This window comes from Streptomyces capitiformicae (assembly GCF_002214185.1).
GTDB lineage: Bacteria > Actinomycetota > Actinomycetes > Streptomycetales > Streptomycetaceae > Streptomyces > Streptomyces capitiformicae.
Genome location: NZ_CP022161.1, coordinates 5,804,575 through 5,828,895 on the forward strand (window position 1 = coordinate 5,804,575; position 24,321 = coordinate 5,828,895).

General features: G+C 71.4%; 27 protein-coding genes and 1 riboswitch. Of the genes, 16 read left to right on the forward strand and 11 right to left on the reverse strand.

The window, feature by feature from the left end; translation table 11 throughout:
* Positions 1-90: 90 nt before the first annotated feature.
* A riboswitch (cobalamin riboswitch) is annotated at positions 91-233 on the reverse strand.
* Positions 234-565: 332 nt separating this feature from the next.
* A complete protein-coding gene (locus CES90_RS25905) occupies positions 566-874 on the forward strand; it encodes a hypothetical protein (RefSeq protein WP_229913908.1) in 309 nt (102 codons plus the stop codon).
* A 165-nt stretch (positions 875-1,039) separates the two neighbouring features.
* Here the strand turns inward: CES90_RS25905 and CES90_RS25910 are convergent, their stop codons facing one another.
* The 3 genes from CES90_RS25910 to CES90_RS25920 all read right to left on the reverse strand — a co-directional run bounded on the left by CES90_RS25910 (position 1,040) and on the right by CES90_RS25920 (position 3,543).
* Complete coding sequence (locus CES90_RS25910; RefSeq protein ID WP_189783740.1) at positions 1,040-1,261, reverse strand: hypothetical protein; 222 nt, start codon at positions 1,259-1,261, stop codon at positions 1,040-1,042.
* A gap of 29 nt (positions 1,262-1,290) precedes the next feature.
* The gene (locus tag CES90_RS25915; protein WP_189783741.1) at positions 1,291-2,541 is read right to left on the reverse strand and encodes an inorganic phosphate transporter; all 1,251 of its coding nucleotides are present in this window, start codon (positions 2,539-2,541) and stop codon (positions 1,291-1,293) included.
* Positions 2,542-2,781: 240 nt separating this feature from the next.
* On the reverse strand, positions 2,782-3,543 hold the full coding sequence (locus CES90_RS25920) for a lysozyme (protein WP_189783742.1): 762 nt from the start codon (positions 3,541-3,543) through the stop codon (positions 2,782-2,784).
* A gap of 212 nt (positions 3,544-3,755) precedes the next feature.
* On the opposite strand from CES90_RS25920, the gene CES90_RS25925 reads away from it, so the two are divergent.
* The 3 genes from CES90_RS25925 (at position 3,756) to CES90_RS25935 (ending at position 7,230) form a co-directional block, all read left to right on the forward strand.
* Positions 3,756-4,487 (forward strand): class II aldolase/adducin family protein, encoded by a 732-nt coding sequence (locus tag CES90_RS25925; RefSeq protein ID WP_189783743.1) that lies wholly within the window; start codon positions 3,756-3,758, stop codon positions 4,485-4,487.
* A gap of 62 nt (positions 4,488-4,549) precedes the next feature.
* Positions 4,550-5,677, forward strand: coding sequence for an alpha/beta hydrolase family protein (locus tag CES90_RS25930; RefSeq protein ID WP_189783744.1), 1,128 nt, complete (start codon positions 4,550-4,552; stop codon positions 5,675-5,677).
* A 146-nt stretch (positions 5,678-5,823) separates the two neighbouring features.
* Entirely contained in the window at positions 5,824-7,230 is a 1,407-nt protein-coding gene (locus CES90_RS25935; RefSeq protein ID WP_189783745.1) for a hypothetical protein, read from the forward strand.
* A 39-nt stretch (positions 7,231-7,269) separates the two neighbouring features.
* On the opposite strand, the gene CES90_RS25940 is transcribed toward CES90_RS25935, so the two are convergent.
* Complete coding sequence (locus tag CES90_RS25940; protein WP_189783813.1) at positions 7,270-7,683, reverse strand: VOC family protein; 414 nt, start codon at positions 7,681-7,683, stop codon at positions 7,270-7,272.
* Positions 7,684-7,967: 284 nt separating this feature from the next.
* Here CES90_RS25940 and CES90_RS25945 point away from each other — a divergent pair, with 284 nt between their 5' ends.
* The 4 genes from CES90_RS25945 to CES90_RS25960 all read left to right on the forward strand — a co-directional run bounded on the left by CES90_RS25945 (position 7,968) and on the right by CES90_RS25960 (position 11,945).
* Complete coding sequence (locus tag CES90_RS25945) at positions 7,968-8,660, forward strand: PQQ-binding-like beta-propeller repeat protein (protein WP_268257024.1); 693 nt, start codon at positions 7,968-7,970, stop codon at positions 8,658-8,660.
* A 198-nt stretch (positions 8,661-8,858) separates the two neighbouring features.
* Positions 8,859-10,457, forward strand: a complete 1,599-nt coding sequence (locus CES90_RS25950) for an ABC-F family ATP-binding cassette domain-containing protein (RefSeq protein WP_189783746.1) — start codon at positions 8,859-8,861, stop codon at positions 10,455-10,457.
* Positions 10,458-10,806: 349 nt separating this feature from the next.
* Positions 10,807-11,028: a helix-turn-helix domain-containing protein gene (locus tag CES90_RS25955; protein ID WP_006123601.1), complete on the forward strand. Its 222-nt coding sequence runs from the start codon at positions 10,807-10,809 to the stop codon at positions 11,026-11,028.
* Between the two features lie 125 nt (positions 11,029-11,153).
* Positions 11,154-11,945 carry an enoyl-CoA hydratase/isomerase family protein gene (locus CES90_RS25960; RefSeq protein ID WP_189783747.1) on the forward strand — a complete coding sequence of 264 codons (792 nt, stop codon included), beginning with the start codon at positions 11,154-11,156 and terminating at the stop codon, positions 11,943-11,945.
* A gap of 9 nt (positions 11,946-11,954) precedes the next feature.
* On the opposite strand, the gene CES90_RS25965 is transcribed toward CES90_RS25960, so the two are convergent.
* The gene (locus CES90_RS25965) at positions 11,955-12,710 is read right to left on the reverse strand and encodes a nucleopolyhedrovirus P10 family protein (RefSeq protein ID WP_189783748.1); all 756 of its coding nucleotides are present in this window, start codon (positions 12,708-12,710) and stop codon (positions 11,955-11,957) included.
* A 98-nt stretch (positions 12,711-12,808) separates the two neighbouring features.
* Between CES90_RS25965 and CES90_RS25970 the strand changes: the two genes are divergently transcribed.
* The 5 genes from CES90_RS25970 (at position 12,809) to amaP (ending at position 15,237) form a co-directional block, all read left to right on the forward strand.
* Positions 12,809-13,297 (forward strand): Asp23/Gls24 family envelope stress response protein, encoded by a 489-nt coding sequence (locus tag CES90_RS25970; protein ID WP_189783749.1) that lies wholly within the window; start codon positions 12,809-12,811, stop codon positions 13,295-13,297.
* Between the two features lie 121 nt (positions 13,298-13,418).
* Positions 13,419-13,604, forward strand: a complete 186-nt coding sequence (locus CES90_RS25975) for a hypothetical protein (protein WP_189783815.1) — start codon at positions 13,419-13,421, stop codon at positions 13,602-13,604.
* Entirely contained in the window at positions 13,601-13,948 is a 348-nt protein-coding gene (locus CES90_RS25980) for an Asp23/Gls24 family envelope stress response protein (RefSeq protein ID WP_189783750.1), read from the forward strand. The genes CES90_RS25975 and CES90_RS25980 overlap by 4 nt, the downstream gene beginning before the upstream one ends.
* Positions 13,945-14,652 carry a DUF6286 domain-containing protein gene (locus CES90_RS25985; protein ID WP_189783751.1) on the forward strand — a complete coding sequence of 236 codons (708 nt, stop codon included), beginning with the start codon at positions 13,945-13,947 and terminating at the stop codon, positions 14,650-14,652. Before CES90_RS25980 ends, CES90_RS25985 begins: the two co-directional genes overlap by 4 nt.
* A 6-nt stretch (positions 14,653-14,658) precedes the next feature.
* On the forward strand, positions 14,659-15,237 hold the full coding sequence (gene amaP / locus CES90_RS25990; RefSeq protein ID WP_189783816.1) for an alkaline shock response membrane anchor protein AmaP: 579 nt from the start codon (positions 14,659-14,661) through the stop codon (positions 15,235-15,237).
* Between the two features lie 312 nt (positions 15,238-15,549).
* Here the strand turns inward: amaP and CES90_RS25995 are convergent, their stop codons facing one another.
* The 5 genes from CES90_RS25995 to CES90_RS26015 form a co-directional block, all read right to left on the reverse strand.
* Entirely contained in the window at positions 15,550-16,305 is a 756-nt protein-coding gene (locus CES90_RS25995) for an SDR family oxidoreductase (protein WP_189783752.1), read from the reverse strand.
* 5 nt (positions 16,306-16,310) lie between these two features.
* Positions 16,311-18,107 (reverse strand): glycoside hydrolase family 15 protein, encoded by a 1,797-nt coding sequence (locus CES90_RS26000; protein WP_189783753.1) that lies wholly within the window; start codon positions 18,105-18,107, stop codon positions 16,311-16,313.
* 85 nt (positions 18,108-18,192) lie between these two features.
* Positions 18,193-18,498 (reverse strand): hypothetical protein, encoded by a 306-nt coding sequence (locus tag CES90_RS26005; RefSeq protein ID WP_189783754.1) that lies wholly within the window; start codon positions 18,496-18,498, stop codon positions 18,193-18,195.
* Complete coding sequence (locus tag CES90_RS26010; RefSeq protein WP_373313377.1) at positions 18,495-19,112, reverse strand: sigma-70 family RNA polymerase sigma factor; 618 nt, start codon at positions 19,110-19,112, stop codon at positions 18,495-18,497. Before CES90_RS26010 ends, CES90_RS26005 begins: the two co-directional genes overlap by 4 nt.
* Positions 19,109-20,665 (reverse strand): sodium:solute symporter family protein, encoded by a 1,557-nt coding sequence (locus tag CES90_RS26015; protein ID WP_189783755.1) that lies wholly within the window; start codon positions 20,663-20,665, stop codon positions 19,109-19,111. The genes CES90_RS26010 and CES90_RS26015 overlap by 4 nt, the downstream gene beginning before the upstream one ends.
* Before the next feature lie 184 nt (positions 20,666-20,849).
* Here CES90_RS26015 and CES90_RS26020 point away from each other — a divergent pair, with 184 nt between their 5' ends.
* The 3 genes from CES90_RS26020 to CES90_RS26030 are packed head-to-tail and all read left to right on the forward strand — an operon-like array spanning position 20,850 to position 23,447.
* A complete protein-coding gene (locus tag CES90_RS26020) occupies positions 20,850-21,062 on the forward strand; it encodes a DUF3311 domain-containing protein (protein WP_189783756.1) in 213 nt (70 codons plus the stop codon).
* Between the two features lie 46 nt (positions 21,063-21,108).
* Positions 21,109-23,262, forward strand: a complete 2,154-nt coding sequence (locus CES90_RS26025; RefSeq protein ID WP_189783757.1) for a carbon starvation CstA family protein — start codon at positions 21,109-21,111, stop codon at positions 23,260-23,262.
* Positions 23,259-23,447, forward strand: a complete 189-nt coding sequence (locus tag CES90_RS26030) for a YbdD/YjiX family protein (RefSeq protein WP_189783758.1) — start codon at positions 23,259-23,261, stop codon at positions 23,445-23,447. Before CES90_RS26025 ends, CES90_RS26030 begins: the two co-directional genes overlap by 4 nt.
* An 80-nt stretch (positions 23,448-23,527) precedes the next feature.
* Here the strand turns inward: CES90_RS26030 and CES90_RS26035 are convergent, their stop codons facing one another.
* The gene (locus tag CES90_RS26035; RefSeq protein ID WP_189783759.1) at positions 23,528-24,319 is read right to left on the reverse strand and encodes an SURF1 family cytochrome oxidase biogenesis protein; all 792 of its coding nucleotides are present in this window, start codon (positions 24,317-24,319) and stop codon (positions 23,528-23,530) included.
* Positions 24,320-24,321: the final 2 nt, after the last annotated feature.

The window sequence follows — 24,321 nt, forward strand, 5'->3', positions numbered from 1 at the left end:
GATCGCGAGGTCGGGCAAGGACCAGATGGTGAAGCTCAACCGGCAGCCGCGCATGGCGATATGTCCTCACTCAGGGTGTCCACGCCCTGGTTCGACGAGACCGACGACGAGAGTTCCTGGCTCCCGGGAAGGTTCTTCCCCGGTGACAGTGGCGGGACCGCGCCGGACTCGCACCGGCTTCCTCTCCTGCCGTCGTAGATGGCCCCGGCAGTCCACCACGCCCCTGGAAGACCCGTCAACTTGCTGTTGACCTGCGGTGCAGTGGTGTGCTGAGCCCCACACCGCTGAAATGTCGTCAGACACCCGAATCGGCGGTTTCTCGGCTCTTTCCCGGTGCCCAAGCCGGGAACACTTGAGGGAACGGCCGTACGAAAGCTGAGCGCCGACGAGCGGCATGGAGTGATGCGTTGCGGGGAGACCCGTGTGCTCGTGCGTGACTCGAAGTGGGGGTCACGACGCTGTGCTCATCTTTCGCCACGCCGCGTGGTGTGGTTTTCTGGCGGGGCTGGTGGACCCGGTAGCGGACGGTTCGTGACGATCCGTCCGGGGGACGGGAGGTACGCACATGGGAGACCGGGCCAAGGAATCCTCGGCGCACAAGGGGAAACCAGGCACAAGGGGAACGCGGATCACGGCGGCCGCTCCGCTGGCGCTCTACTGCTCGGTGATGGGGGTCCTGGCTGTCGGAGCCGGCGCCCTCGCCGCGCTGTTGGTGCCGTCCGGTGAGGCGCGCGTGCTGGTCTGGCTGGTGGTGACCGTCCTGATCGCCGGGGGTGCCGGACTGTGGTGGGGGATCGCCCCCGTCACGGAGCGCCTCCGGGTTCTGGGCCGGGTCCTGGAGCCGGCCCAGCCCCGGAGGTCGCAGCACCACTGACGGGCGAGTTCTGCCGGTTCGCGGAGCGATGACGCAACGCGGGCGTTCTCCGCCGGAATGGTGACGGCAGCACGCAGCGACCCCCGTAAGCGTCACCGGACGCCCACGGGGGTTGATTCTGAAGTTGTCAGAGATGCGGCGGTACGCCGATGAGGAGTTCCCGTCTCAGGCCATGATCAGTGAAATTCCGTACGCCACGGCCGCCGCACACAGCGCGAAGCACACGTACGCACCAGTGGTCGCCAGCGCCACCGAGTCGCCCCGGGTTGACGCCTCCTCCCGCTTGGAGAGGCCGATGATGCCGAGGGTGAACAGGCCGACGAGGGCCACGGTGACCACGAGGCTGACTCCGAAGACGGAGCCGAGGGCTGCCCAGTCGATGTGCATGGTGATTCTTCCTCAGATGATCGCGGGGCTCAGACGGCGGGCGTCGGCGCCGACGGGTTCGCGGTGGTCTCGGCGGCCGCCGCCGGGGCCGGAATGGTCGCCGTGAGGTCTTCGGCCACGGTGCCGGCCGCCGGCGGCGTCACGGCGGCGATGGCCGTGGTCACCACACCGGGCGTCTCCTCGGCGTCGTTCACATTGGTGTGGTCGACGACCTCACGGCGGGAGACCACCCAGATCGCGGCGCTGGAGGCGACCAGGAAGACCGCGACGGCGGCCGTGCCCCAGGTCCCGAAGGACGTCACCCACTCGGCGAGCGCGGCGACGAGCGCGGCGGCCGGCAGGGTCAGACCCCAGGCGACGAACATGCGGGTGGCGGTGGACCAGCGGACCACGCCGCCCTTGCGGCCGAGGCCCGCGCCCATCACGGCACCGGAGACGGAGTGCGTGGTGGAGAGCGAGAAGCCGAGGTGCGAGGAGGCCAGGATGACCGTGGCCGCGCTGGTCTGGGCGGCGAAGCCCTGCTGCGGCTGGAGGTCGGTCAGGCCCTTGCCCATCGTGCGGATGATGCGCCAGCCGCCCAGGTAGGTGCCGAGCGCGATGGCCATACCGGCGGAGACGATGACCCACACCGGCGGGTCGGAGTCGGGCGCGAGGGCGCCACCGGCGACCAGCGCCAGGGTGATGATGCCCATCGTCTTCTGTGCGTCGTTCGTGCCGTGGGCCAGCGAGACCAGGCCCGCGGAGGCGATCTGGCCGGCGCGGTAGCCCTTGCCGGAGGCCTTCTCGCTCGTGTGCCGCCCCAGCTTGTACGTCAGCCGGGTGGCGAACATCGCCGCGATGCCGGCGACCAGCGGGGCCGCGACGGCGGGGATCAGCACCTTGGTGACGAGCACGTCACCGTGCACCGCGCCGAGGCCGGCCGAGGCGATCGTGGCGCCGATCAGGCCGCCCATCAGGGCGTGCGAGGAACTGGAGGGGAGTCCGACCAGCCAGGTCAGGAGGTTCCAGAGTATGGCGCCCACGAGCGCCGCGAATATGACCTCCGGCTGTATGCCGGACTCGTCGACGAGTCCTTTGGAGATGGTGTTGGCGACCTCGATGGAGAGGAACGCGCCGACAAGGTTGAGCACGGCGGACATGGCCACCGCGACCTTGGGCTTCATCGCGCCGGTCGAGATGGTGGTGGCCATCGCGTTGGCGGTGTCGTGGAAACCGTTCGTAAAATCGAACACGAGCGCGGTGATCACCACGATCGCGAGGATCAGCGAGAAGTTTTCCATTTACCCGGGCTTCTTTCGGACGTCAGTGGCATGTGGACCGTAAGTAACCTGGATGAACGGAAGATGAACTGCGGTGGGCCGTGGGGTGTGGTGAACGGGGTGTTGCTGTTCCGTTTGCTCCGAAGCGCGCCGGAAGCCGAACGGCATGAGGGTGCCCGGCCTTTCGAACTGAGACGGAATGCCCAGCTCCGCGGGCCCGCGGTGAGTCTCACGGGCCCGCGGAGGTCCATCGGAAGTCGGCTAGCCCTTGGCGAACTTCTTCAGCCGGCTCGTGGACCCGTTGAAGAGATTTTGGTCACCCGGCAGGCTTCCGCTGCCGTTGTCGTACTGCCAGATCGTCCAGAACTTCCACCCCGCGGGGAGCTCTCCCGCCCCCGCCGAGTTGTACCGCGCCAGCCACAGCGCGTGGTTCCCGCCGAAGGCGGTGCTGTTGCCGGTGCAGGTCTTCCACCAGTGGGTCGTCGTGTAGATCACCGGACGGCGGCCGGTGAGCCGCTTGACCTCGTTGCTGAACGACTTGATCCAGCTGACCATCTTGCTGTTGCTCAGGCCGTAGCACTTCTTCTTCTTGTTGTACGGGTTGTACTCGATGTCCAGCGCGGGCGGCAGTGTCCAGCCGTCCGCGCGCCAGCCGCCACCGTTCCGCACGAAGTACGCGGCCTGGGCCTTCCCGGACGACGTGTTCGGTACCGCGAAGTGGTACGCGCCGCGGATCAGGCCCGCGTTCCGTGAGCCGTTGTACTGCTGGCCGAAGTGCGGGTTGCGGTAGGTGGTGGACTCCGTCGCCTTGACGTAGACGAACGTGGCGCCCTTCGACTTCGCCCTCGACCAGTTCACGTTCTTCTGGTGCGAGGAGACGTCGTGTCCCTTGGGCCTCGCGGCGGCCGAGACGGGGATCTCGACGAGAGCGGTTCCCCCCAGGGTGAGCGCGGCGACCGATGCCGCGAGCAAACGGTTGCGGTGACGGGACGGTCGACGGGACGGTTTGGGATCGCGAGCCATGTTTCCCCCGGAATGGCGATGTGCGCGACAAAACATCCGGAGGCTACTGGAAGATCACCGAATACCAGTCGATCACCGGCCAATCACTGGTCAATCACCATCACGAGCGATATATGTGCATATGAGATCTTCCGGAGGCCCGCTTTCGGCCCTACAGTGCCCCGGCCCCGGCCCCGGCCCGCTCCGCGCGGCCCGCCTGGCAGGATCGCGGCATGGCTGAGCAGCAGCGGAACACCCGGGACGAACGGGACGCCGGTGGGGACGCACAGGAATCGCCGGACGTACGGCACCGGGGCGTACCGGCCGACGTGGCGAGGGCGTGGGACGAGCTCGTGGCGACGGCCCGTCGGACGGTGGTCGACGGTCTGGTCGTCGGCACCTCCGGCAACGTGTCCGTACGGGTCGGCGACACCGTCCTGGTCACGCCGACGGGAGTGCCGTACGACCGGCTGTCGCCGGACGACGTGACCGGCGTGGACCTCGCCGGGCGCCAGGTCCTCGGCACGCTTCGCCCCACGAGCGAACTCCCCATGCACCTGGCGATCCACCACAGCACCGACGCCCGCGCCGTCGTCCACACCCACGCCGTCCACGCGACGGCCGTCTCCACGCTCGTACGCGAACTGCCGCTGATCCACTACATGTCCGCCGCCCTCGGCGGGCCCGTCCGAGTCGCCCCGTATGCGACCTACGGCACCCGGGAGTTGGCCGAGAACATGCTCCGCGCCCTGACCGGCCGCACCGCTTGTCTCCTCCAGAACCACGGCACGATCACATACGGAAACACCCTCTCCGAGGCATTCGACCGCACCGCCCAACTGGAGTGGATGTGCCGAGTCTGGCTCACGGCCTCCTCCGTCCCGGGCCTGGCCCCGAGCCTGCTCACTCGCGAACAGCTGAACGAGGTGGGGGAGCGACTGCGCGGCTACGGGCAGCCGGAGTAGAGGAGTGCACCCGATATCCACGCCCACTGGCCCATGTCGGGATCCGCCGGGACACTGGTGCCGTGCGTGGAGTCAAGGCGGCAGCCGCGGCTGTCGGTGTCGTGTTCGCGGCCGGCGCCGCCAGTGTCGTGGCCGGCCGACTGGCCAGTGACGCCGCACTGAAGGTGCCGCCGGGCAGACCACTGCCCACGGAGCCCCGGCTGACGGTGCACTCCACCGCCGCGGGCCGCATCACCCTCACCCGGGCCTTCGCCGCGCAGCGCCCCGGCACCTACGGCCTCACCGGCGAAGCCGCCCACGCGGTCGTCGGCAACGTCCTGAACGGCGCCCCGCACACCCCCGACACGGTCGTACGCAGACTGGAGCGCGTCAACCACGGCACCCTGGAGCCCGGCGACAAGGTCTGGCTCACCCCCAACACCCACATCGGCGACCCGCGCACCGCCCTCGGCCTCGACCACACCGACATCGACATCCCCGGCGAACTCGGCACCCTGCCCGCCTGGTTCGTGCCCGGCGCCCGCGACACCTGGGTGATCACCGTCCACGGACTGGGTACCACCCGCGAACACCCCATGAACGTCATGGCGTTCCTGCACCGTCACCGCTTCCCGGTGCTCGACCTCGCCTACCGCGGCGACCTCGGCGCACCCCGCCCTCCGGACGGCCTGAACCACCTCGGCGAGACCGAGTGGCGCGACGTGGACGCGGCCATCCGCTACGCCGTCCGGCAGGGCGCCGCGAAGGTCGTCCTGCACGGCTGGTCCACCGGCGCCACCATGGCCCTGCGCGCCGCCACGCACTCCGTGCTGCGCGACCGCGTCGCCGGACTCGTCCTGGACTCGCCGGTCCTCGACTGGCCGACCACCCTGCGCGCCCTCGCCGCCGCCCGCCGCACCCCCGGCGCCCTGCTGCCCCTCGCCGTCCGCGCCGCCCAGGGCCGCACGGGAATGCACGGCGACCGCGCCGAGGAGGCCGCCGCCCCGCCGCGGCTCGGGGCACCCGCCCTGATCTTCCACGGCCCGGACGACACCCTCGCCCCCTGGGCCCCCTCCCGCCGCCTCGCCGCGGACCGCCCCGACCGCGTCACCCTGCGCACGGTCCGCCACGCCCCGCACGGCGCCATGTGGAACGTCGACCCCGCAGGCTACGAAGAGGCCCTCCGTCGCTTCCTGACACCGCTGATCTAGACAGGTACGGCTCATTCCGTTTAGTGCCGGACCAAGGCGCTCCTCACCGTCGTCGAGCCCCTGTGGGACCCGTGCCTTGGCCACCCCTGTAGCCCGCTGTGACATTCCGTTTGGGTTTTCGGACCGTCAACCGGGAGACTGCCCCCGTGACGTCCCGTAATCCGCGCGACTCCAGGCTCCGACTCGTCAGCCCGCGAACCCTGGCCGCCGCTCCCCGAGCAGCAGTGAACCAGCGCCGCCGACCGGCTCCCAGGCCCCCGGAGGGCACCCCGCCGCCCGTGGAACTCGCCCGCATGGCCCGCGCCGTCCTGGCCGACGCCGCAACCGTCGCCCGCTGGGCCGACACCGCGCTGCGCCCCGGCCGCGAGGGCGCCGACGCGGACGGCAAGGGCACCCTCTCCGACGCGACCGCCGAACGGGCCGCCGCCGAGCTGGGCCTGACCCCGGATCAGGTCCGCCACGACTGGGACACGGCACGCCTGGCCGGCCTCGTCGAGGTGCACGGCGACAGCGCCCGCCCCGGCTGGCGGCTGCGTGCCTGGCACCGCGACGACAGCGCCGTACTGCGCGGCTGGGTGGCGCTCTTCGACGCCTGGTCCATCGCCCACCCCGAGCCCGCGGACCTCGAACCCGCCGCCGTGGCCGAGGTCGTCTCGGCCATGCCCCAGGTGCTCTCCTTCCTCCAGCTCTCCGCCGGCCCCGTCCCCGTGGAACAGCTCCTCGACCTCCTCGAACAGCGGGTCATCGAACTGCGCACCGAGCGCTGCGAGATCCCGTACGGGCCGCAGCCCGAGCCGAGCACGGAACCCGGCGCGGAGGACACCCCGCTCGCCCCCCTCACCCCGCTCCTCGAATGGTCCCTGCGCGCCCTCGCCTCCGTCGGCGCCCTGACCTACGGCGACGCCCAGGCCACGCTCACCCCGCTCGGCAGCTGGGCGGTGTGGGTGAAGCTGGAGCAGATCTGCGTCGCCGCGCAGAGCCCGGCCGGGAACATCGAGGTCGCCGCCGAGGACATGCTCCGCGGCTGCGCCCAGCTGCGCCCGAACGCGGCCCGCGCCGAGTACCGCGCCTGGCTCGCCGCCCGCCCCGTCGGCGCCGCCGTCACCGAGCTCATCGACGCCGCCCGCGGCGAGGACGCGCTCATCCGCGGCCTCGCCTTCGAGGCGCTGCGCGTGGTCGGCGCCCCCGCCGAGCCGGACGTACGCACCGTCGTCGACGAGACGCCGCTACGCCCCTACGCCCTGCTGTGGCTCGCCGAGCACGATGGCGCCGACCCCGAGGACGCCCACGAGGTGCTCACCCGCGAGGAGGCCACCTGGCTATGGGTGGACACGGCCGCGGCCGTCGCCGACCACGGGGAGGCCCCGCTCCTCGTACGGCACCTGGAGTCCGCCGTGCAGGCCACGGTGCCCGCGCTGCTCGACGAGGTCCGGGCGGTAGGGCACCCCCGCACCGTCCAGGTCCTGGTCGCCCTAGCCGCCGCCCACCCCGACCCGGCGCTCGCCAAGGCCGTCCGCAGGGCCGCCTTCCAGGTGCACACCGGAGGCAGCTGACCGAGGGAGGCGAAGATCGCCGGCCGGGTGGGGCGGGGGTCAGCCGCCTGTCTCGGGGGCGTACGTGCCGAAGCTCCACACATTGCCCTCGGCGTCCCGGGCCATGTAGTCCCGCGACCCGTAGTCCTGGTCCGTCGGGGGCATCAGGATCTCCACCCCGTGCTCCACGGCCCGCCGGTGGTGGGCGTCCACGTCGTCCACGACGATGTACACCCCGGTGGGCCCCGCTCCCTTCATCGCACTGTCGAAGGCGCTGCCGGTGCCCTTGGAACCCAGCATCACCGCCCCGTTGCCCTGCACCAGCTCGGCGTGCACCACCGCCCCGTCCTCACCCTCGTACACCGAGAGCTCGGTGAAACCCAGCGCCTCCGTGAGCTGCCTGATGGCCGCCTTGGCGTCCGCGTACAGCAGTGTCGGATAGATGCTCGGACGTCCGTCGCTCTTGCCTGCCATGCCGATCACGACCTCTCCGTCGCCCGGAATGCGACCTGCTGCTCAGTTTGGCACCCGGCACTGACACCGCCCTGCCCAGCGAGCGGACCTCCCGCCGACCGGGCGGACGACCGGGCGGACGACCGGGCGGACGACCGGGCGGACGACCGAGCGGACGACCGAGCGGACGACCGGGCGGACGACCGAGCGGACGACCGAGCGGACGACCGAACGGGGGACCTGCCGCCCCCGGTCCGCGGCGCCACCCGGGACGTCCACCCCGGCCCGCCTACGCTCGGCGCCCCATGCGCAGTCGTTTCCCGTCGGCCCTCCCCGCCGTCCCCGCCGTCCCCCTCGTCCACCCCCTCATCCTCCCGCTCCTTCTCGCCCTCCTCACGATCCCGGTCCTCCTCGCGGCGCACCAAGCCCGGCCCGCCCCCTACGGCGACCGGTTCACCGTCCACGCGCGCGTGGAGCACGCCACCGCACTCCGACTGCACACGACGAAGGGCGCGGTCACGGCGTACGACCCGGAAACCGGCGGCCCCCGCTGGACCCACACCCGACCGGGGCACCGGCCGCTCGCGGTGCTCCCCGCGCGCGTGCGCACGATCGCACTGTGGGAGGACGGGCTGGTCACCGCCACCGACGGGGACACCGTGCGGTGGCACCGGGCCCTGCCGAACGCCGGCGCATGGCTCGCGGACCACGGCGGAACCGGCGTCCTGCGGCTGCTCGACCCCCGCATGCTCGCCGTCGTCACCCCCGACCGCGTCACCGCCTACCGAGTCGTCGACGGAGACCTCCGCTGGGTGCTGCCCGCCCACCGTGGCTGCGCCTTCGCCCCCGGCCGAGCGGTGCGCCACGGGACCACACTTCTGCTCGCCCAACCCTGCGCGGGGGACAGCGACGCGTCCTGGACGTCCCAGCTGGTCCCCGTCGACGACCTCGGCCGCGTCACCCCGCACCGCAGACCGCTCGGCAACGAACTCCCTTGACCGGCCCCGCTACCGGCGGCAGGCCGATGTCCGGGGCGGGCGCCGGTGACCGAGACCACGTGATCCCTTGCGACGCGGGCGGAAAACCGCTTGCTGCCCCCAGTTAGAATCGGCCCATGGCCATTCTCCTCGCGCATTAGACGGCGGGAACGCCCTCAGCCGCCCACCCGTCACCCCCATCCGCTCTGGAGTCTGTCCGTGATCTCCGCCTCCGGTATCGAGCTGCGCGCCGGTGCCCGCGTCCTCATCGAGTCCGCCACCTTCCGTGTCGCCAAGGGCGACCGCATCGGCCTGGTCGGCCGCAACGGCGCCGGCAAGACCACCCTCACCAAGTGCCTGGCCGGCGAGGGCATCCCGGCCGGCGGAACCATCACCCGCTCCGGCGAGGTCGGCTACCTCCCGCAGGATCCCCGCACCGGCGACCTCGATGTCCTCGCCCGCGACCGCATCCTCTCCGCGCGCGGCCTCGACGTACTGATCCGCAAGATGCGGGAGAACGAGCAGCGCATCGCCAACGGCAAGGGCGGCACCCGTGAGAAGGCGCTGAAGCAGTACGAGCGCCAGGAGACCGAGTTCCTCACCAAGGGCGGATACGCCGCCGAGGCCGAGGCCGCCACCATCGCCGCCGCGCTCAACCTGCCCGACCGGGTGCTCGGCCAGCCGCTGCACACCCTCTCCGGCGGCCAGCGCCGCCGTATCGAGCTCGCCCGCATCCTGTTCTCCGACGCGGACACGCTGCTCCTCGACGAGCCGACGAACCACCTCGACGCCGACTCGATCGTCTGGCTGCGCGACTACCTCAAGACCTACCGCGGCGGCTTCATCGTCATCTCCCACGACGTCGACCTGGTCGAGACGGTCGTCAACAAGGTGTTCTACCTGGACGCCAACCGCGCCCAGATCGACGTCTACAACATGGGCTGGAAGCTCTACCAGCAGCAGCGCGAGGCCGACGAGAAGCGCCGCAAGCGCGAGCGGCAGAACGCCGAGAAGAAGGCCGCCGCGCTGCACTCTCAGGCCGACAAGATGCGCGCCAAGGCCACCAAGACCGTCGCCGCGCAGAACATGGCGAAGCGCGCCGACCGGCTGCTCGCCGGCCTGGAGGCGGTCCGCGTCTCCGACAAGGTCGCCAAGCTGCGCTTCCCCGAGCCCGCGCCCTGCGGCAAGACCCCGCTCACCGCCGAGGGCCTGTCGAAGTCGTACGGCTCGCTGGAGATCTTCACCGACGTCGACCTGGCCATCGACAAGGGGTCCAGGGTCGTCATCCTCGGCCTCAACGGCGCCGGCAAGACCACCCTGCTCCGCCTGCTCGGCGGCGTCGAGAAGCCCGACACCGGCCAGGTGATCGAGGGCCACGGCCTCAAGCTCGGCTACTACGCACAGGAGCACGAGACCCTCGACCCGGACCGCACGGTCCTGGAGAACATGCGCTCGGCCGCGCCCGACATGGACCTCGTCGAGGTCCGCAAGGTGCTCGGCTCGTTCCTGTTCTCCGGCGACGACGTCGACAAGCCGGCCGGAGTCCTCTCCGGCGGCGAGAAGACCCGTCTCGCCCTCGCGACCCTCGTGGTGTCGTCGGCGAACGTCCTCCTCCTCGACGAGCCGACCAACAACCTCGACCCGGCCAGCCGCGAGGAGATCCTCGGCGCGCTGCGCACCTACAAGGGCGCGGTCGTCCTCGTCACCCACGACGAGGGTGCCGTCGAGGCGCTCCAGCCGGAGCGGATCATCCTGCTGCCGGACGGCGTCGAGGACCTGTGGGGCGCGGACTACGCGGACCTCGTCGCGCTCGCCTGATCAAGCGCCCGCACGGAACGGCTTGATCAACTGCGTATGGATCATTCGGCCCATCCGTGATCCATCATCTGTGTGAGATCTCCTCGTACCGAGGTGTGTCGTACATCGATTTCACGGCCGGGCCCTTCTACGCGAAGGGCCCGGCCGTCGTGCGTCTCTGACCTGGCACTTCGTGGATGCACCCGTTCGGCCGTACGGACGAGACCGGGCGGAATTGCGGATTCCGTTCGTGGGGGTGTGCTCCTGTCGTCAAAACCTTGTCTCACGGACCTTGCCGAATGGGTGGCCATCACGCCCCAGAGGGGTGATCATGAGGAGACCAGAGCGCACTTCCCATGAGGAGGACCGGGTGGCCGAGACTCTGAAGAAGGGCAGCCGGGTTACCGGCGCCGCGCGCGACAAGCTCGCGGCAGACCTGAAGAAGAAGTACGACTCCGGTGCGAGCATTCGGGCGCTGGCCGAGGAAACCGGCCGCTCGTATGGCTTCGTACACCGGATGCTCAGCGAGTCGGGCGTCACGCTTCGAGGGCGTGGCGGGGCGACGCGGGGCAAGAAGGCCGCTTCGGCCTGACCCCGGGCGCCCCATCGGCTTCGATGGTGGCCACCCGGTCGGTCGCGTGATCGGCCGGGTGGTTACTGTGCAGTCACTTTGCATCGCTGCATCGCTCTGCTGACCGCACCCATCGGAGGCGCCCCATGGCTTCGCTCGAACCGCTGCTCGACAAGGACGGCGTACGGCTCACCGTCGACGAGGCGATCGCCACGGTGACCCTGACCAACCCGGCCAAGCGCAACGCGCAGAGCCCCGCTCTGTGGCGAGCGCTCACCGAGGCCGGGCGGCTGGTTCCGGGCACGGTCCGTGTCGTTGTGCTGCGTGCCGAGGGCAAGTCGTTCTCCGCCGGGCTCAACCGGCAGATGTTCACGCCCGAAGGCATCGAGGGCGAGCCGTCGTTCGTCGATCTCGCGCGCCTCGATGACGCCGGGCTCGACGCGACCATCGCCGATTTCCAGGAGGCGTTCACCTGGTGGCGGCGCAGCGACATCGTGACCGTCGCCGCCGTGCGGGGCCACGCCGTCGGTGCGGGCTTCCAGCTCGCGCTCGCCTGTGATCTGCGCGTCGTCGCGGACGACGTGCAGTTCGCCATGCTCGAAACCAGCCTTGGGCTCGTGCCCGACCTCACGGGTACGCATCCGCTGGTGAGCCTCGTGGGGTACGGCCGTGCGCTGGAGATCTGTCTCACCGGGCGCTTCGTCCAGGCGGAGGAAGCGGAGCGGATCGGCCTTGCCAACCTTGCCGTGCCCGGGGAGCAACTCGACGACGCGGTACGGGACTTGGCGGCCGCGCTCGTGGCCGCGCCGCGGGATGCGGTGATCGAGACCAAGGCGTTGTTGCGCGGGGCGCAGGGGCGGTCGTACGACGAGCAGCGGGCGGCGGAGCGGGCGGCTCAGGCTCGGCGGCTGCGGGATCTGGCGGGCCTCGGGGAGTAGCCGCGAGGGTCAGCCGGCGGCCGTGATGTCGACGGCCGTGATGAGGACGGCCGTGATGAGGACCGTCACCGTCGGGTGGTCCGGCAGGGCGTCGCGTACCGCTGTGCGTACCTTGCGGGCCACGTCCAGGCTTCGGTGCTCCTCCGTCACCGCCAGTTCGACGCGTACATGGCGGCGGGGGAGGGCCGGCCCTGCGTCGTCGATGTGGACCGCGTGACCCAGGCCGCCCAGTGCGCCGGTCAGGTGGGTGACACCCGGGACGGAGAGCGCGGCGGCGGCCACGCGGGACTCCTCGTCGTCGCCGGACGGGGGAGGTTGGACGACGGCGGGCTCCTCGCTCGGTCGGACCGGGACCTCGTCGGAGTCCAGCAAGCCCGTCACCCGAAGGTCGACCTCCGTCACCGTCAGGCCCAGTCGCTCCGTGGCGGCGGTGGCGAGCGCGGCGCGGAGCCGGGTCGCCGCCGCCGGGAAGGGCTCGGCGGCCGGGTGGGCCGCGGCCAGGAAGTCGGCGGTGATGCGGAGAGGGCCGGGTGGGAGGGCGCTCGGCGGAGGCGGTACGGCGGGGGCGTACGACTGCTCCGGCTCGGCGAGGGAGATGCGGAGCGCGCCGAGAGCGACCCCACGCATCGAGGCGGTCACACGGCGCAGTACCGCGGCGGCCGCCTCCTCCGTGATCCAGGCGCCGTCGCGCGGGCCGCCCAGGGGGAGCACCCGGCCGAGGCCGAGCTGCCGCCGTACTGCCTTCGTCCACTCGTCCGCCGTCATTGCTCCAGCCTGCCGCATCCCCTGCGCGCGGTGGCGCAACCGCGCTTACTGTGGGCGAAGGGGGATGAAAAGGGGTCGACCGGAAGGGACGGTGCGGCATGAGCGACATCACGGAGCGGAGCCGGACGGAGGGCCCTGACACGACCAAGGAGCCGTCGCAGGGAGCCCACAAGGCGGCCCGGCGCGGCGGCGGCGATCCGGCGACCCGGGGGCGCACGACCATCGCCGACGGTGTCGTCGAGAAGATCGCCGGGCTCGCCGCGCGGGACGTCGTGGGCGTGCACGCCATGGGCAGCGGCCTGTCCCGCACCTTCGGAGCCGTACGCGACCGGGTGCCCGGCGGGGGCACCAGATCCGTCACCCGGGGTGTGAAGGCCGAGGTCGGCGAGGTGCAGACCGCGCTGGACCTGGAGATCGTCGTCGACTACGGGGTGGCCATCGCCGATGTCGCCCGGGTGGTGCGGGAGAACGTCATCGCGGCCGTCGAGCGGATGACGGGCCTGGAGGTCGTCGAGGTCAACATCGCGGTCAGCGACGTGAAACTGCCGGAGGAAGAGGACGAGGAGCTGGAGTCCCGTATCCGTTGAGCCGCCCAAGAGGCACCCGGCTCCGACGAGCCCGCGGGACACGCAGGGGACGCAGGGGACGCAGGAGATGCAGGAGACGCAGGAGACGCAGGAGATGCAGGAGACGCAGGAGGAGCACAGCATGAGCTTGGCCGTGGTCGGCCTGATCGCCGGAATGGCGCTGGGCTTCGCCGGGTACTTCGGCGGATTCGGCGCCTTTCTGCTGGTGGCGGCGCTGGGTGCCGTCGGCTTCGTCGTCGGCCGGTTCCTGGAGGGCGACCTGGACCTGGGCGATTTCTTCCGCCCTCGTGACGACCGGCGCCGATGACCCCCGTCGGTGTCGCGCCCGGCGAGCGTGGGGCGACCCGGATCGCCGACCGGGTGATCGCGAAGATCGCCGCACAGACGGCGCGCGAGGCGTTGGAAGCCCGGCCGCCGGACTCCGCGCCCCCGTACGCCACGGTCGTGGTCGCCCATGAGACCGCGCGCATCCGGGTCAGCCTCGAACTCCCCTACCCCTCCGACATCGGTGGCCAATGCGCTGCGGTGCGTCGCCATGTCGCCGAGCGGGTAGGGACGTTGGCGGGAATGCAGGTGTCGGAGGTGGCCGTCCAGGTGGAACGGCTGCATCTGACGCCCGCACACGACGTGGCACAGGCGAGGACGCGATGAGCGAACCCGAGCGCTCCGAAGGCACCACTCAACGACTGCCCGTGATGGAGAAAACCGAGGAGCAGGCGACCGACCGCGGCGCGGACCAGCCGGATCAGCCGGACCAGTCGGCGTCCGCCGCCGCCTACGACCCGCTCCCCGTCCTCGACGGGGAGAACGGCGGGGAGAAGCGTTTCTGGTCCGCGCGCCGCGTCCCCGCGGGCATCCTCGCGCTGCTGCTCCTCGTCGGCGCGGGCCTCTTCCTGTACGACGTCGCCGCCGTCCGCGCCGACCGTCCCCCGATGGGGTGGCGCCGTTCGCTGGCCCGCGAGCTCGCCGAGCGCCCCCTCGACGACGCCTGGGTGCTGGCCGGCGCCGGGCTCACGGTCGCCCTCGGCCTCTGGCTGCTTGTGCTCGCCGCGACCCCCGGCCTGCGCGACATCCTGCCGATGCGCCGCGTCCACCCCGGTGTACGGGCCGGACTGCACCGGGTCGCCGCCGCGCTGGCCCTGCGCGACCGGGCCATGGAGGTCTCCGGCGTGCGGTCCGTACGGGTCCGCGTGGGACGGACGAGGGTCGACGTGCGCGCGGTGGCCCACTTCCGCGAACTCGACGAGGTACGGGCCGACCTGGACGCCGCCCTCGCCGATGGCATCCGAGCGCTGGGCCTCGCCCGGCCTCCCGCCCTGTCGGTGCACGTACGGCGCCCCGGCCGGAAGGGGTGAGGCGTGATGCTGAGGATCGTCAACAGGGTGCTGCTCGGCATCGCCGGGCTGGTACTGCTCGTGACCGGAGCCGCCGTACTCACTGTCGGGCTCGGCGTGGACCCGCCCTCCTGGTGGATCCACGACGGCCGGAACGACGTCCTGCTCAGCGACGCCGAACGGACACGCTGGCGAGACGCCGGCTGGTGGTGGCCCACCGTCATCGCCGTACTGGCCCTCCTCGTCCTGCTGGCCCTCTGGTGGCTGACCGCGGTCCTCCGCCGCCACCGTCTCGCCGAGGTCCTGGTCGACACCGGCGACGGCGAGGGCGCCCTTCTACGAGGCCGGGCCCTGGAAGGCGTCCTGACCACCGAGGCAACCCAGTTGGACGGCGTGGACCGGGCCCAGGCCCACTTGACCGGCCGCCGCAACGCCCCCGAGGCTCGGGTTCGTCTGCTGCTGCAGTCGCATGTGGACCCCGGGGACGCCCTGCGACACGTGACGACGGAGGCGATCGCCCACGCGAGGGATTCGGCGGGGCTTGCGGCACTCCCGGCGGATGTTCGACTGCGGGGGGTCAAGCACCGTGCGAGAAGGGTGAGTTGAGCGCACCTAGGGCGTGTTGCGAAAGTCCCGCCTGCCGCCCGACGCCTGGCACGCTCCCGCACTCTCGGCGTCTCCCCCACTCTGGCTTCGCTCGAGCGGGAGGGGCCCCCATGAGCGGGAGGGGCCCCCACCGCCGCACCGCGCGAAAGCCCACGTACATCCAGTCCATCTACAGGGCCTTCCGCCCGGCACGCCGAGAGCACGCTCCCCCACTCTCGGCTTCGCTCGAGCGGAGGGACCCCCATGACGCCGCCCGGCCCGCCCTCCGGGCGGACGACGGGACTTTCGCAACACGCCCTAGGGGCGCGGCCGTCAGAACCCGTGCCGCATCCCACCATCCACAGGCACCATGATCCCCGTCAGATAAGACGCGGCCGGAGACAACAAGAACGCCGCCGTACGCCCGAACTCCTCCGGCCGCCCGTACCTCCGCAGCGGAATCCGCGACTCATGCGCGGCACGAGTGGCCTCCGGATCGGCGGACATCCCGTCCAGCTCCCGCACCCGATCCGTGTCGATCCGGGCCGGCAGCAACCCCACGACCCGTATCCCCCGCGGACCCACCTCGTCGGACAGGGACTTCGCGAAACCCGCCAGCCCGGGCCGCAACCCGTTCGAAATGGTCAGCCCGGGAATCGGCTCGTGCACGGACCCGGACAGCACGAACCCGATGACGCCCCCCTCACCCAGCTCCGCCGCCGAGGCCCGCGCCAAGCGAACCGCCCCCAGGAACACCGACTCGAACGCCGCGGTCCACTGCTCGTCCGTGTTGTCCGCGACGAACCCCGGCGCGGGCCCGCCCACGCTCACGAGAATCCCGTCGAACTGCCCGAAGCGCTCGCGTGCGGCGGCGATGAGCCGGGCCGCTGCCTCCGGGTCGGAGTTGTCGGCGGCCACCCCCACCGCGTTCGGCCCCAGTTCGGCGGCGGCCGCGGCCGCGCTCTTCTCCTCGCGCCCCGTGACGATCACCTTCGCGCCGTCGGCGACGAGTTCCCGCGCGGCGGCGTTGCCCAGCCCGCGGGTCGCGCCGGTGACGATGTAGACACGGTCCTTCAGCCCAAGATCCATGGCCCCTATCCTGCCTCGTCCCCGTCGAACAGGGCGAGGGCGGTACCGACGAGACCGACGTGACTGAACGCCTGCGGGAAGTTCCCGAGCTGCCGGCCCGCGACGGGGTCGTACTCCTCCGCGAGCAGCCCCACGTCGTTGACCAGCCCCACCAACCGTTCGAACAGCTCGCACGCCTCCTCCGTACGGCCGGTCAGATGCAGGGCGTCCGCGAGCCAGAACGAGCACACGAGGAACGCGCCCTCGCTGCCCGGCAGCCCGTCGATGGACGAGGCGGCGGGCCGGTGGTCGGAGCTGTAACGGCGGACGAACCCGTCGTGGCTCAGCTCCGCGTTGATCGCGTCGACCGTGCCGACGACCCGGGGATCGTCCGGCGGCAGGAAACCCACGACGGGGATGAGCAGCAGTGAGGCGTCGAGTTCGCGGGAGCCGTACGACTGGGTGAAGGTGTTGCGGTCGGCGTCGAAGCCGCGTTCGCACACCTCGTGGTGGATCTCCTCGCGCAGCGCGCGCCAGCCGTCGAGGTCGCCGCTCAGTTTCGGCTCCATCTCCAGGGTGCGGACGGCCCGGTCGGCGGCCACCCAGGCCATCACCTTGGAGTGGGTGAAGTGCCGGCGCGGCCCGCGCACCTCCCACAGCCCCTCGTCCCGCTTCCGCCACACCGACCGCAGGTACTCCATCAGCGCGGACTGCATCCGCCACATGTGCGGCTTGGTGGGCAGGCCCGACCGCCGGGACAGGGCCAGGGAGTCGATGACCTCGCCGTACACGTCCAACTGCGTCTGCCGTACGGCGTCGTTGCCGATGCGGACGGGGCGCGAGCCCTCGTAACCGGCCAGCCACGGCAGCTCGTTTTCCGGTATGCGCCGCTCCCCGGCGAGGCCGTACATGACCTGAAGATCCGCCGGGTCGCCGGCGACCGCCCGGAGCAGCCAGTCGCGCCACGCCTCGGCCTCCTCCTGGTAGCCGCAGGACAGCAGGGCGCCGAGGGTGAGGGTGGAGTCGCGCAGCCAGCAGTGGCGGTAGTCCCAGTTGCGTACGCCGCCGATCTCCTCGGGGAGGGAGGTGGTGGCGGCGGCGACGATGCCGCCGGTCGGTTCGTACGTGAGCGCCTTGAGGGTGATCAGGGAGCGGACCACGGTGTCCCGGTACGGGCCGTCGTACCGGCAGCGTCCGGCCCAGGACCGCCAGTCGTCGAGGCTGGAGCGCAGCGACTCGTACGGGTCGAGCAGGCGGGGGCGGGGTTCGTGCGAGGGATGCCAGGTGAGCACGAGCGCGACCTTGTCCCCCCGCTCCACGGGGAACTCCGCGTAGGTGGCGCGGCCTTCGCTCCAGGTGAGCACCTCGGGTTCGCTGCGCAGCCACACCGCGTCCGGTCCCGCGACCGCCACGCGATGCCCGTCCGACCGGCGCATCCACGGCACGACCGAGCCGTAGTCGAAGCGGAGTCGGAGCGTGCTGCGCACGGTCACCCGGCCGTCCAGGCCCTCGACGAGGCGTACGACGTCGGGGGAGCGGTCGCGCTGCGGCATCAGGTCGGTGACACGCACCGTGCCCTCGTCCGTCTCCCACTCGCTGTCCAGGACGAGCGTGTCGTGCCGGTAAGCGCGCCGCGTGCAGGCGTCGGCCCCTCTGGGCGCGATCCGCCAGTGGCCGTTCTCCTCGTCGCCGAGCAGCGCGGCGAAGCACGCCGCCGAGTCGAACCGGGGCAGACACAGCCAGTCGATCGAGCCGCGGTTGCTCACCAGGGCAGCCGTCTGGTGGTCGCCGATCAGCGCGTAGTCCTCGATGTGGGGATGCACGGCGGACGGGTGCCCGGAAGCCCGATGATCACGCCGCCGACCGTGACCGACCGTCGTGACCGCCCACCAGCCCGGAGTCGTTCGGTCAGCCAGGCCCCGTCCCCGCCGTCGTCCCCCCGGCGCCCGAGAAGATGACGCCGGGGTCGGACGGGGCCTGGTTGAGGACCCACAGGCCGATCAGGGTGGCGAGGGCGAAGACGACCAGGACCAGGACGGCGAGGACGAGTCGGCGGCGGCGCTCGCGGCGCAGCCAGTCGCCGCGGGCCGCGCGGTACGCGTCCGGCGCGGCGTGCACCCCGCCCGCCAGCGCGGCCAGCGCCTCGCGCAGCTCCCGCTCGGTGCGGTCCCGGCCGGTGTCGTTGTCGGCGTTCCTGCCGGTGGTGTCGTTCATCGCCGGGCCTCCATCGCCTGGGTCAGGGCGGCGAGGCCGCGTGCGGTGTGGGTCTTGACCGAGCCGCAGGAGATGCCCATCGCGGCGGCGATCTCGCTTTCCTTCAGCCCGAGCCAGTGGCGCAGCACGAGCGCCTCCCGCTGCCGGGCGGGCAGTTGCTGGAGCGCGACGATGAGCACCCGCTGGTCGTCGTGGAGCAGCGCGGTGCTCTCGGCGGAGGCGACCAGTTCCTCCGGCGGTGTCTCCACATGCTTGCGGGCGACCTGGAGGTGCCGTATCCGCATCCGGGTCAGATTGCAGACCGTGGAGCGCAGATAGGCCTCGGCGGCCTCGGAGTCCCTCAGACGGCGCCACTTGCGGTAGATCTGGTAGTACGCCTCGGCCACCACGTTCTCGGGGTCGTCGGCGCCCAGCAGCACGGCGAGCCGCAGCATCGAGGAGTAGTGCAGCTCGAACAGCCGGGCGACACCGGCCTCGCGCTCCAGGTCGGCCGGATCGCTGAGCGCGCCCGGCGGCAACGCGGGGTTGGGAACCAGGGACTCGGCTGCCGGAGCCGGAGCCGGAGCCGGAACCGTCTGCCGGTCCGGCACGCGCGTGTGCTGTCTGCGTCTCACGGGTTGCTCGCTCCCGTCTCGGGGCGCCGCCTGACGGTCAGGCGGGACGGTAGGTCGGTCGCGTCGGCGCCGCGCGGGACGCCGAGCCGTTCGAGGACCGTGGTGCCGACCACGGCGACGGTCAGGTTCAGCAGGAGGGCGACGAGCCCGGCGTAGACCTCCAGGGATCCGCCGCCCAGCAGCACGATGGACGAGAACCCCTCGCGCACCACCAGGAACGTCCCGGCCACCATGCCCACACCCCACCCGGCGAGCAGCGCCCGCGGATGCAGCCGCCCGGTGAACAGGCCGACCGCCACCGCCGGGAAGATCTGCAGAATCCATACGCCACCGAGGAGTTGAAGGTTGATGGCGTCCTGGTCGCGCAGCCCGAACACGAACGCCACCGCCCCCACCTTCGCGGTCAGCGACACCGACTTGGCGATGCGCACCTGCCGCTTGGGCGTGGCGGTGGGCTGGAAGTACTCGACGTACACATTGCGTACGAAGCCGGTGGCGGCCGCGATCGACATCACCGCCGCCGGGACCAGCGCGCCGACGGTGATGGCGCCGAAGACCAGCCCGGCCAGCGGCCCCGGCATCAGCCGGTCCACCAGCATGGGGACGGCTGCCTCGGCACCGCCCTCGGGCGCCCGCACGCCGGTCGCCAGCGCCGCGACGCCGAGGAAGCCGAAGAGGGCCAGGAGTCCCGTCCAGGCGGGCAGCGCCACCGCGACCTTGCGCACGGTACGCGGCCCGTCGGCGGCGAACCCGGCGGTGAGCACATGCGGATACATCAGCAGCGCCAGCGCGGAACCCAGGGCGAGGGTGGCGTACGCGGGCTGCTGCTCGGGGGCCAGCAGCAGCGCGGACCCCTCGACGCCGGTACCGCTCAGCCGCGCCGCCGCCCCGTCGAAGACCGCGCCCGGACCGCCGAACCGCCGCAGCACCAGCCAGCACACGGCGGTCAGCGAGACGAAGACGGCCACCGCCTTCAGCGCCGAGATCACGGCGGGCGCCCGCAGCCCGTGCCGGTACGTCGCCACCGCGAGCCCCGCGAACAGCGCCACCATCACCAGATCACCGGCCGCGCCACGCGGATAGAGGCCCCCGGCCGTGAGCACCGCCCGGATGCCGAGCAGTTGCAGCGCCAGATACGGCATCGTCGCGAGGATCCCGGTCAGCGCGACCACCAGCGCCAGCGGCGCCGAACCGTACCGCCCGCGCACGAAGTCCCCCGCCGTGACGTACCCATGGCGCCGGGCCACCTCCCACAGCCGGGTCAGCAGCACGAAGGCGAGCGGGCAGACGATCACCGTGTACGGCACCGCGAAGAACGCGGGCGCCCCGTTGCCGTACGCCAGTCCGGGGATCGCGGTGAACGTGTACGCCGTGAAGATCGTGCCGCCGAGCAGCAGCCAGGTCCACACCGGGCCCAGCGCGCGATCGGCCAGCGCCCAGCCCTCCAGGGACGGCAGCCGGTCGCTGGGCCGCAGCCGGCGAGCGGTGACGGCGAGCAGCGACGCCCCGCCGATCACGGCGAGAAACGTCGCGGTCATGGCAGAGTCCGCCATGGGTCACCGTCCTTGGTGTGCCTGAGCCCCCGGGTGTGCCTGGGCCCTCGCCTGTTGGTTGCGCGGGTGGCCGATTCGGAGGACAGGGAACCGGCGGGAAATCTTCTGGAAATTCGCTGTCAACCACATTCGGCGGGTGGGCAACTCTTGCACAGACCCACAGGAAGCGGGAGGAGCACAGGTCATGGCACGGACCGTTCACCACCGGCTGCGGCGCGCCGCGATCGCCGTACTGCTCCTCGCGCCCGCCGCGGGCCTGCTCTGGGTCCCCTGGTACGCCGGCGCGGACCCACGGCTGGCGGGCACACCGTTCTTCTACTGGTACCAGCTCGCCTGGGTCCCGGGATGCGGCCTCTGCCTGCTCGCCGCGTACGCGCTGACGGACCGACATCGCTGAGCCGCATACCCCTTCTGTTGCACACCCGTTGAGGTCAGGAGCCGCCATGCCCACATCAGCCATGCCCGATTCCGGTCGTGAGGTGCCGGAAAAGTTCCGTATATCACCAAAATCCCTCGCGATCTGGATCGCTGTAGCCCTCGTCGGCGCCATCGGCTGGGCCGTGCTCGCCCTGTCCCGGGGTGAGGAGATCTCGGCCGTCTGGCTGGTCGTGGCGGCCCTCGGCTCGTACGCGATCGCCTACCGCTTCTACTCCCGCTTCATCGCCCGCCGGGTCCTCCAGGTCGACGACACCCGGGCCACCCCGGCCGAACGCCTCGAGGACGGGGTCGACTACCACCCCACCGACAAGCGGGTGCTGTTCGGACACCACTTCGCGGCCATCGCCGGCGCCGGCCCGCTGGTAGGCCCGGTGCTGGCGGCCCAGATGGGCTATCTGCCGGGCACGATCTGGATCATCGTGGGCGTGATCTTCGCCGGTGCGGTGCAGGACATGATCGTCCTGTTCCTCTCCATGCGCCGGGACGGCAAGAGCCTCGGCCAGATGGCCCGGGACGAGATCGGCAAGGTGGGCGGTGCCGCCGCGCTGATCGGCGTCTTCGCCATCATGATCATCCTGCTCGCGGTCCTCGCGATGGTGGTCGTCAACGCGCTGGCGGAGTCCGCGTGGGGCACCTTCTCGGTCACCATGACCATCCCCATCGCCCTCTTCATGGGCTTCTACCTGCGCTACCTGCGACCCGGCCGCGTCGTCGAGACCAGCTTCATCGGGGTGGCGCTGCTGCTGCTCGCCATCCTCGGCGGCGGCTGGATCCAGGACTCCTCGCTCGCCGAGTACTTCGTCTGGAGCCCCGAGACCCTGGTGTTCTGCCTGGTCGGCTACGGCTTCGTCGCCTCCGTGCTCCCGGTGTGGATGCTGCTGGCTCCGCGTGACTACCTCTCCACCTTCATGAAGGTCGGCACCATCGCCCTGATGGCCGTGGGCGTCGTGGTCGCGGCCCCGACCCTCAAGGCCGAGTCGGTCACCGAGTTCGCCTCCACGGGCACCGGACCGGTCTTCGCCGGATCCCTCTTCCCCTTCCTCTTCATCACCATCGCCTGCGGCGCCCTGTCCGGCTTCCACGCGCTCGTCTCCTCCGGCACCACTCCGAAGCTGATCCAGAAGGAGTCCCAGGTCCGGATGATCGGCTACGGCTCCATGCTCACGGAGTCCTTCGTCGCCGTGATGGCCCTGATCGCCGCCTGCGTCCTCGAACCCGGCCTGTACTACGCGATGAACTCCCCGGCCGCCCTGCTCGGCCCGACCGTGGAGAGCGCCTCGGAGGCGGTCCGGAACCTCGGCTTCACCATCACCCCCGACCAGCTCACCGCGGCGGCCAAGGCCGTCGAGGAACAGACGCTGGTGGGCCGCTCCGGCGGCGCCCCCACCCTGGCCGTGGGCATGGCGGAGATCTTCGCCGGGGTGTTCGGCGGTGCCGGGATGAAGGCCTTCTGGTACCACTTCGCGATCATGTTCGAGGCCCTGTTCATCCTGACTACCGTGGACGCGGGCACCCGCGTGGGCCGCTTCATGCTTCAGGACATGCTCGGCAACGTATGGAAGCCGATCGGCCGCGTCACCTGGAAGCCGGGCATCTGGATCACCAGCGCCCTGGTCGTCGGCGCCTGGGGCTACTTCCTCTACGCCGGTGTCACCGACCCCCTGGGCGGCATCAAGCAGCTGTTCCCGCTGTTCGGCATCGCCAACCAGCTGCTCGCCGCGGTGGCCCTGGCCGTCACCACCACCCTGCTGATCAAGCATGGCAAGCTCCGCTGGGCCTGGGTCACCGGTATCCCGCTCGCCTGGGACGTGGCCGTCACCTTCACCGCCGGCTGGCAGAAGATCTTCTCGGACAACACGGCGATCGGCTTCTTCGCCCTGCGCGACAAGTACGCGGCGGCCACCGACAAGGGCGAACTCCTGCCCGGCGCCACCAACATGGACGACATGCACACCATCGTCCTCAACAACACGGTCGACGGCGTGATCATGGCGATCTTCCTGCTGCTGGTCCTGACCGTCCTGGTCAACTGCGCCGTGGTGTGCGTCCGAGCCGTACGGTCCCCCGTCCCGCTGCCGACGACCGAGGCGCCGTACGTCGAGTCCCGCATCGACGCGCCGGAGCGGTCCGGGGAGCCGCTGGTGGGAGCGGAGTCGTGAGCCTGCGGCGCTGGGCGGGGGCCGTGCGCTGGTACCTGCGGGAGCTGACCGGGGAGGCGGAGTACGACCGCTACTGCGAACGGCACCGACGCCACCACCCGCAGGCCCCGGTCCCGACCCGGCGGGAGTACGACACACTGCGGACACGGCACCGGGAGGAGCACCCGCAGGGCCGCTGCTGCTGAATCCGCTGAATCCGCTGAATCCGCTGAATCCGGTGGGGTCGGAGCCCTCGGTACCCAAGCGCTGTGAAGCACCACGAGCGCTATACCGAAGCGGGCTCCGGCTCCTCCTCCTGCTCGGCCTCGGCGCCGTCCCCGCCGTCGCGGGTCTCGCGGCGGACCAGGATCACCCAGCCGATGGGGACGCCCGCGGCGAAGAGCCACCACTGGAGGGCGTACGCGTAGTTCAGCGCGGCGTTCTCGTCGCCGGGGCGGCCGAGGAGCTCCGGGGTGTCACCCTTCGGCTCGGGCGCTGTCAGGGCGAGGTAGCCGCCGAGGACCTGGGCCCCGAGGCGCTCCGCCTCCTGCTCGCTGTTGATCAGCATGATCTGCCGGTCCGGCAGATCCTTGAGATCCTTGATGCCGCTCGCCTCGGTCGTCTCGTCGGGCATCAGCCGCCCGGTGACGGTGACCTCACCGGCGGGCGGTGCGGGGATCTCCGGGAACTCGGTCTGCGTCGGGCCCGCCGGGACCCACCCGCGGTTGACGAGCAGGACCTTGCCGTCGTCGAGGACGAACGGGGTCAGCACATGGACGCCGATCTCGTCGTTGGAGTTCGTACGGCGGCGGACGACGACCTCGTCGTCGGTGTCGAAGCGGCCCTTCGCGGTCACGCTCCGATAGCGCTCGGCGCTGGTGACGGTGTGCCCGGGGGAGGTCAGCCGCTCCACGGGCACCGGCTTCGCGGCGAGCGCGTCGGCGACGAGCTGGTTCCGCGCGGTGCGCTCCTCGTAGCGGTCCATCTGCCAGATGCCCAGCCTGATCATCGTGGGGATCAGGAGAAGGGCGACCAGCGTGAGGATCACCCACTGCCGGGACAACAGGAAGCGGTACACCC

Coding starts and splice junctions, on each gene's coding strand:
- CES90_RS26005 (WP_189783754.1), bottom strand. CDS start 18,498: ATGAACGACACCACCGGCAGGAACGCCGACAACGACACCGGCCGGGAC.
- CES90_RS25910 (WP_189783740.1), bottom strand. CDS start 1,261: ATGCACATCGACTGGGCAGCCCTCGGCTCCGTCTTCGGAGTCAGCCTC.
- CES90_RS26025 (WP_189783757.1), top strand. CDS start 21,109: ATGCCCACATCAGCCATGCCCGATTCCGGTCGTGAGGTGCCGGAAAAG.
- CES90_RS25980 (WP_189783750.1), top strand. CDS start 13,601: ATGACCCCCGTCGGTGTCGCGCCCGGCGAGCGTGGGGCGACCCGGATC.
- CES90_RS25985 (WP_189783751.1), top strand. CDS start 13,945: ATGAGCGAACCCGAGCGCTCCGAAGGCACCACTCAACGACTGCCCGTG.
- CES90_RS26015 (WP_189783755.1), bottom strand. CDS start 20,665: ATGGCGGACTCTGCCATGACCGCGACGTTTCTCGCCGTGATCGGCGGG.
- CES90_RS26020 (WP_189783756.1), top strand. CDS start 20,850: ATGGCACGGACCGTTCACCACCGGCTGCGGCGCGCCGCGATCGCCGTA.
- CES90_RS25940 (WP_189783813.1), bottom strand. CDS start 7,683: ATGGCAGGCAAGAGCGACGGACGTCCGAGCATCTATCCGACACTGCTG.
- CES90_RS25925 (WP_189783743.1), top strand. CDS start 3,756: ATGGCTGAGCAGCAGCGGAACACCCGGGACGAACGGGACGCCGGTGGG.
- CES90_RS25905 (WP_229913908.1), top strand. CDS start 566: ATGGGAGACCGGGCCAAGGAATCCTCGGCGCACAAGGGGAAACCAGGC.
- amaP (WP_189783816.1), top strand. CDS start 14,659: ATGCTGAGGATCGTCAACAGGGTGCTGCTCGGCATCGCCGGGCTGGTA.
- CES90_RS25970 (WP_189783749.1), top strand. CDS start 12,809: ATGAGCGACATCACGGAGCGGAGCCGGACGGAGGGCCCTGACACGACC.
- CES90_RS25960 (WP_189783747.1), top strand. CDS start 11,154: ATGGCTTCGCTCGAACCGCTGCTCGACAAGGACGGCGTACGGCTCACC.
- CES90_RS25995 (WP_189783752.1), bottom strand. CDS start 16,305: ATGGATCTTGGGCTGAAGGACCGTGTCTACATCGTCACCGGCGCGACC.
- CES90_RS25915 (WP_189783741.1), bottom strand. CDS start 2,541: ATGGAAAACTTCTCGCTGATCCTCGCGATCGTGGTGATCACCGCGCTC.
- CES90_RS25975 (WP_189783815.1), top strand. CDS start 13,419: ATGAGCTTGGCCGTGGTCGGCCTGATCGCCGGAATGGCGCTGGGCTTC.
- CES90_RS25945 (WP_268257024.1), top strand. CDS start 7,968: ATGCGCAGTCGTTTCCCGTCGGCCCTCCCCGCCGTCCCCGCCGTCCCC.
- CES90_RS25920 (WP_189783742.1), bottom strand. CDS start 3,543: ATGGCTCGCGATCCCAAACCGTCCCGTCGACCGTCCCGTCACCGCAAC.
- CES90_RS25965 (WP_189783748.1), bottom strand. CDS start 12,710: ATGACGGCGGACGAGTGGACGAAGGCAGTACGGCGGCAGCTCGGCCTC.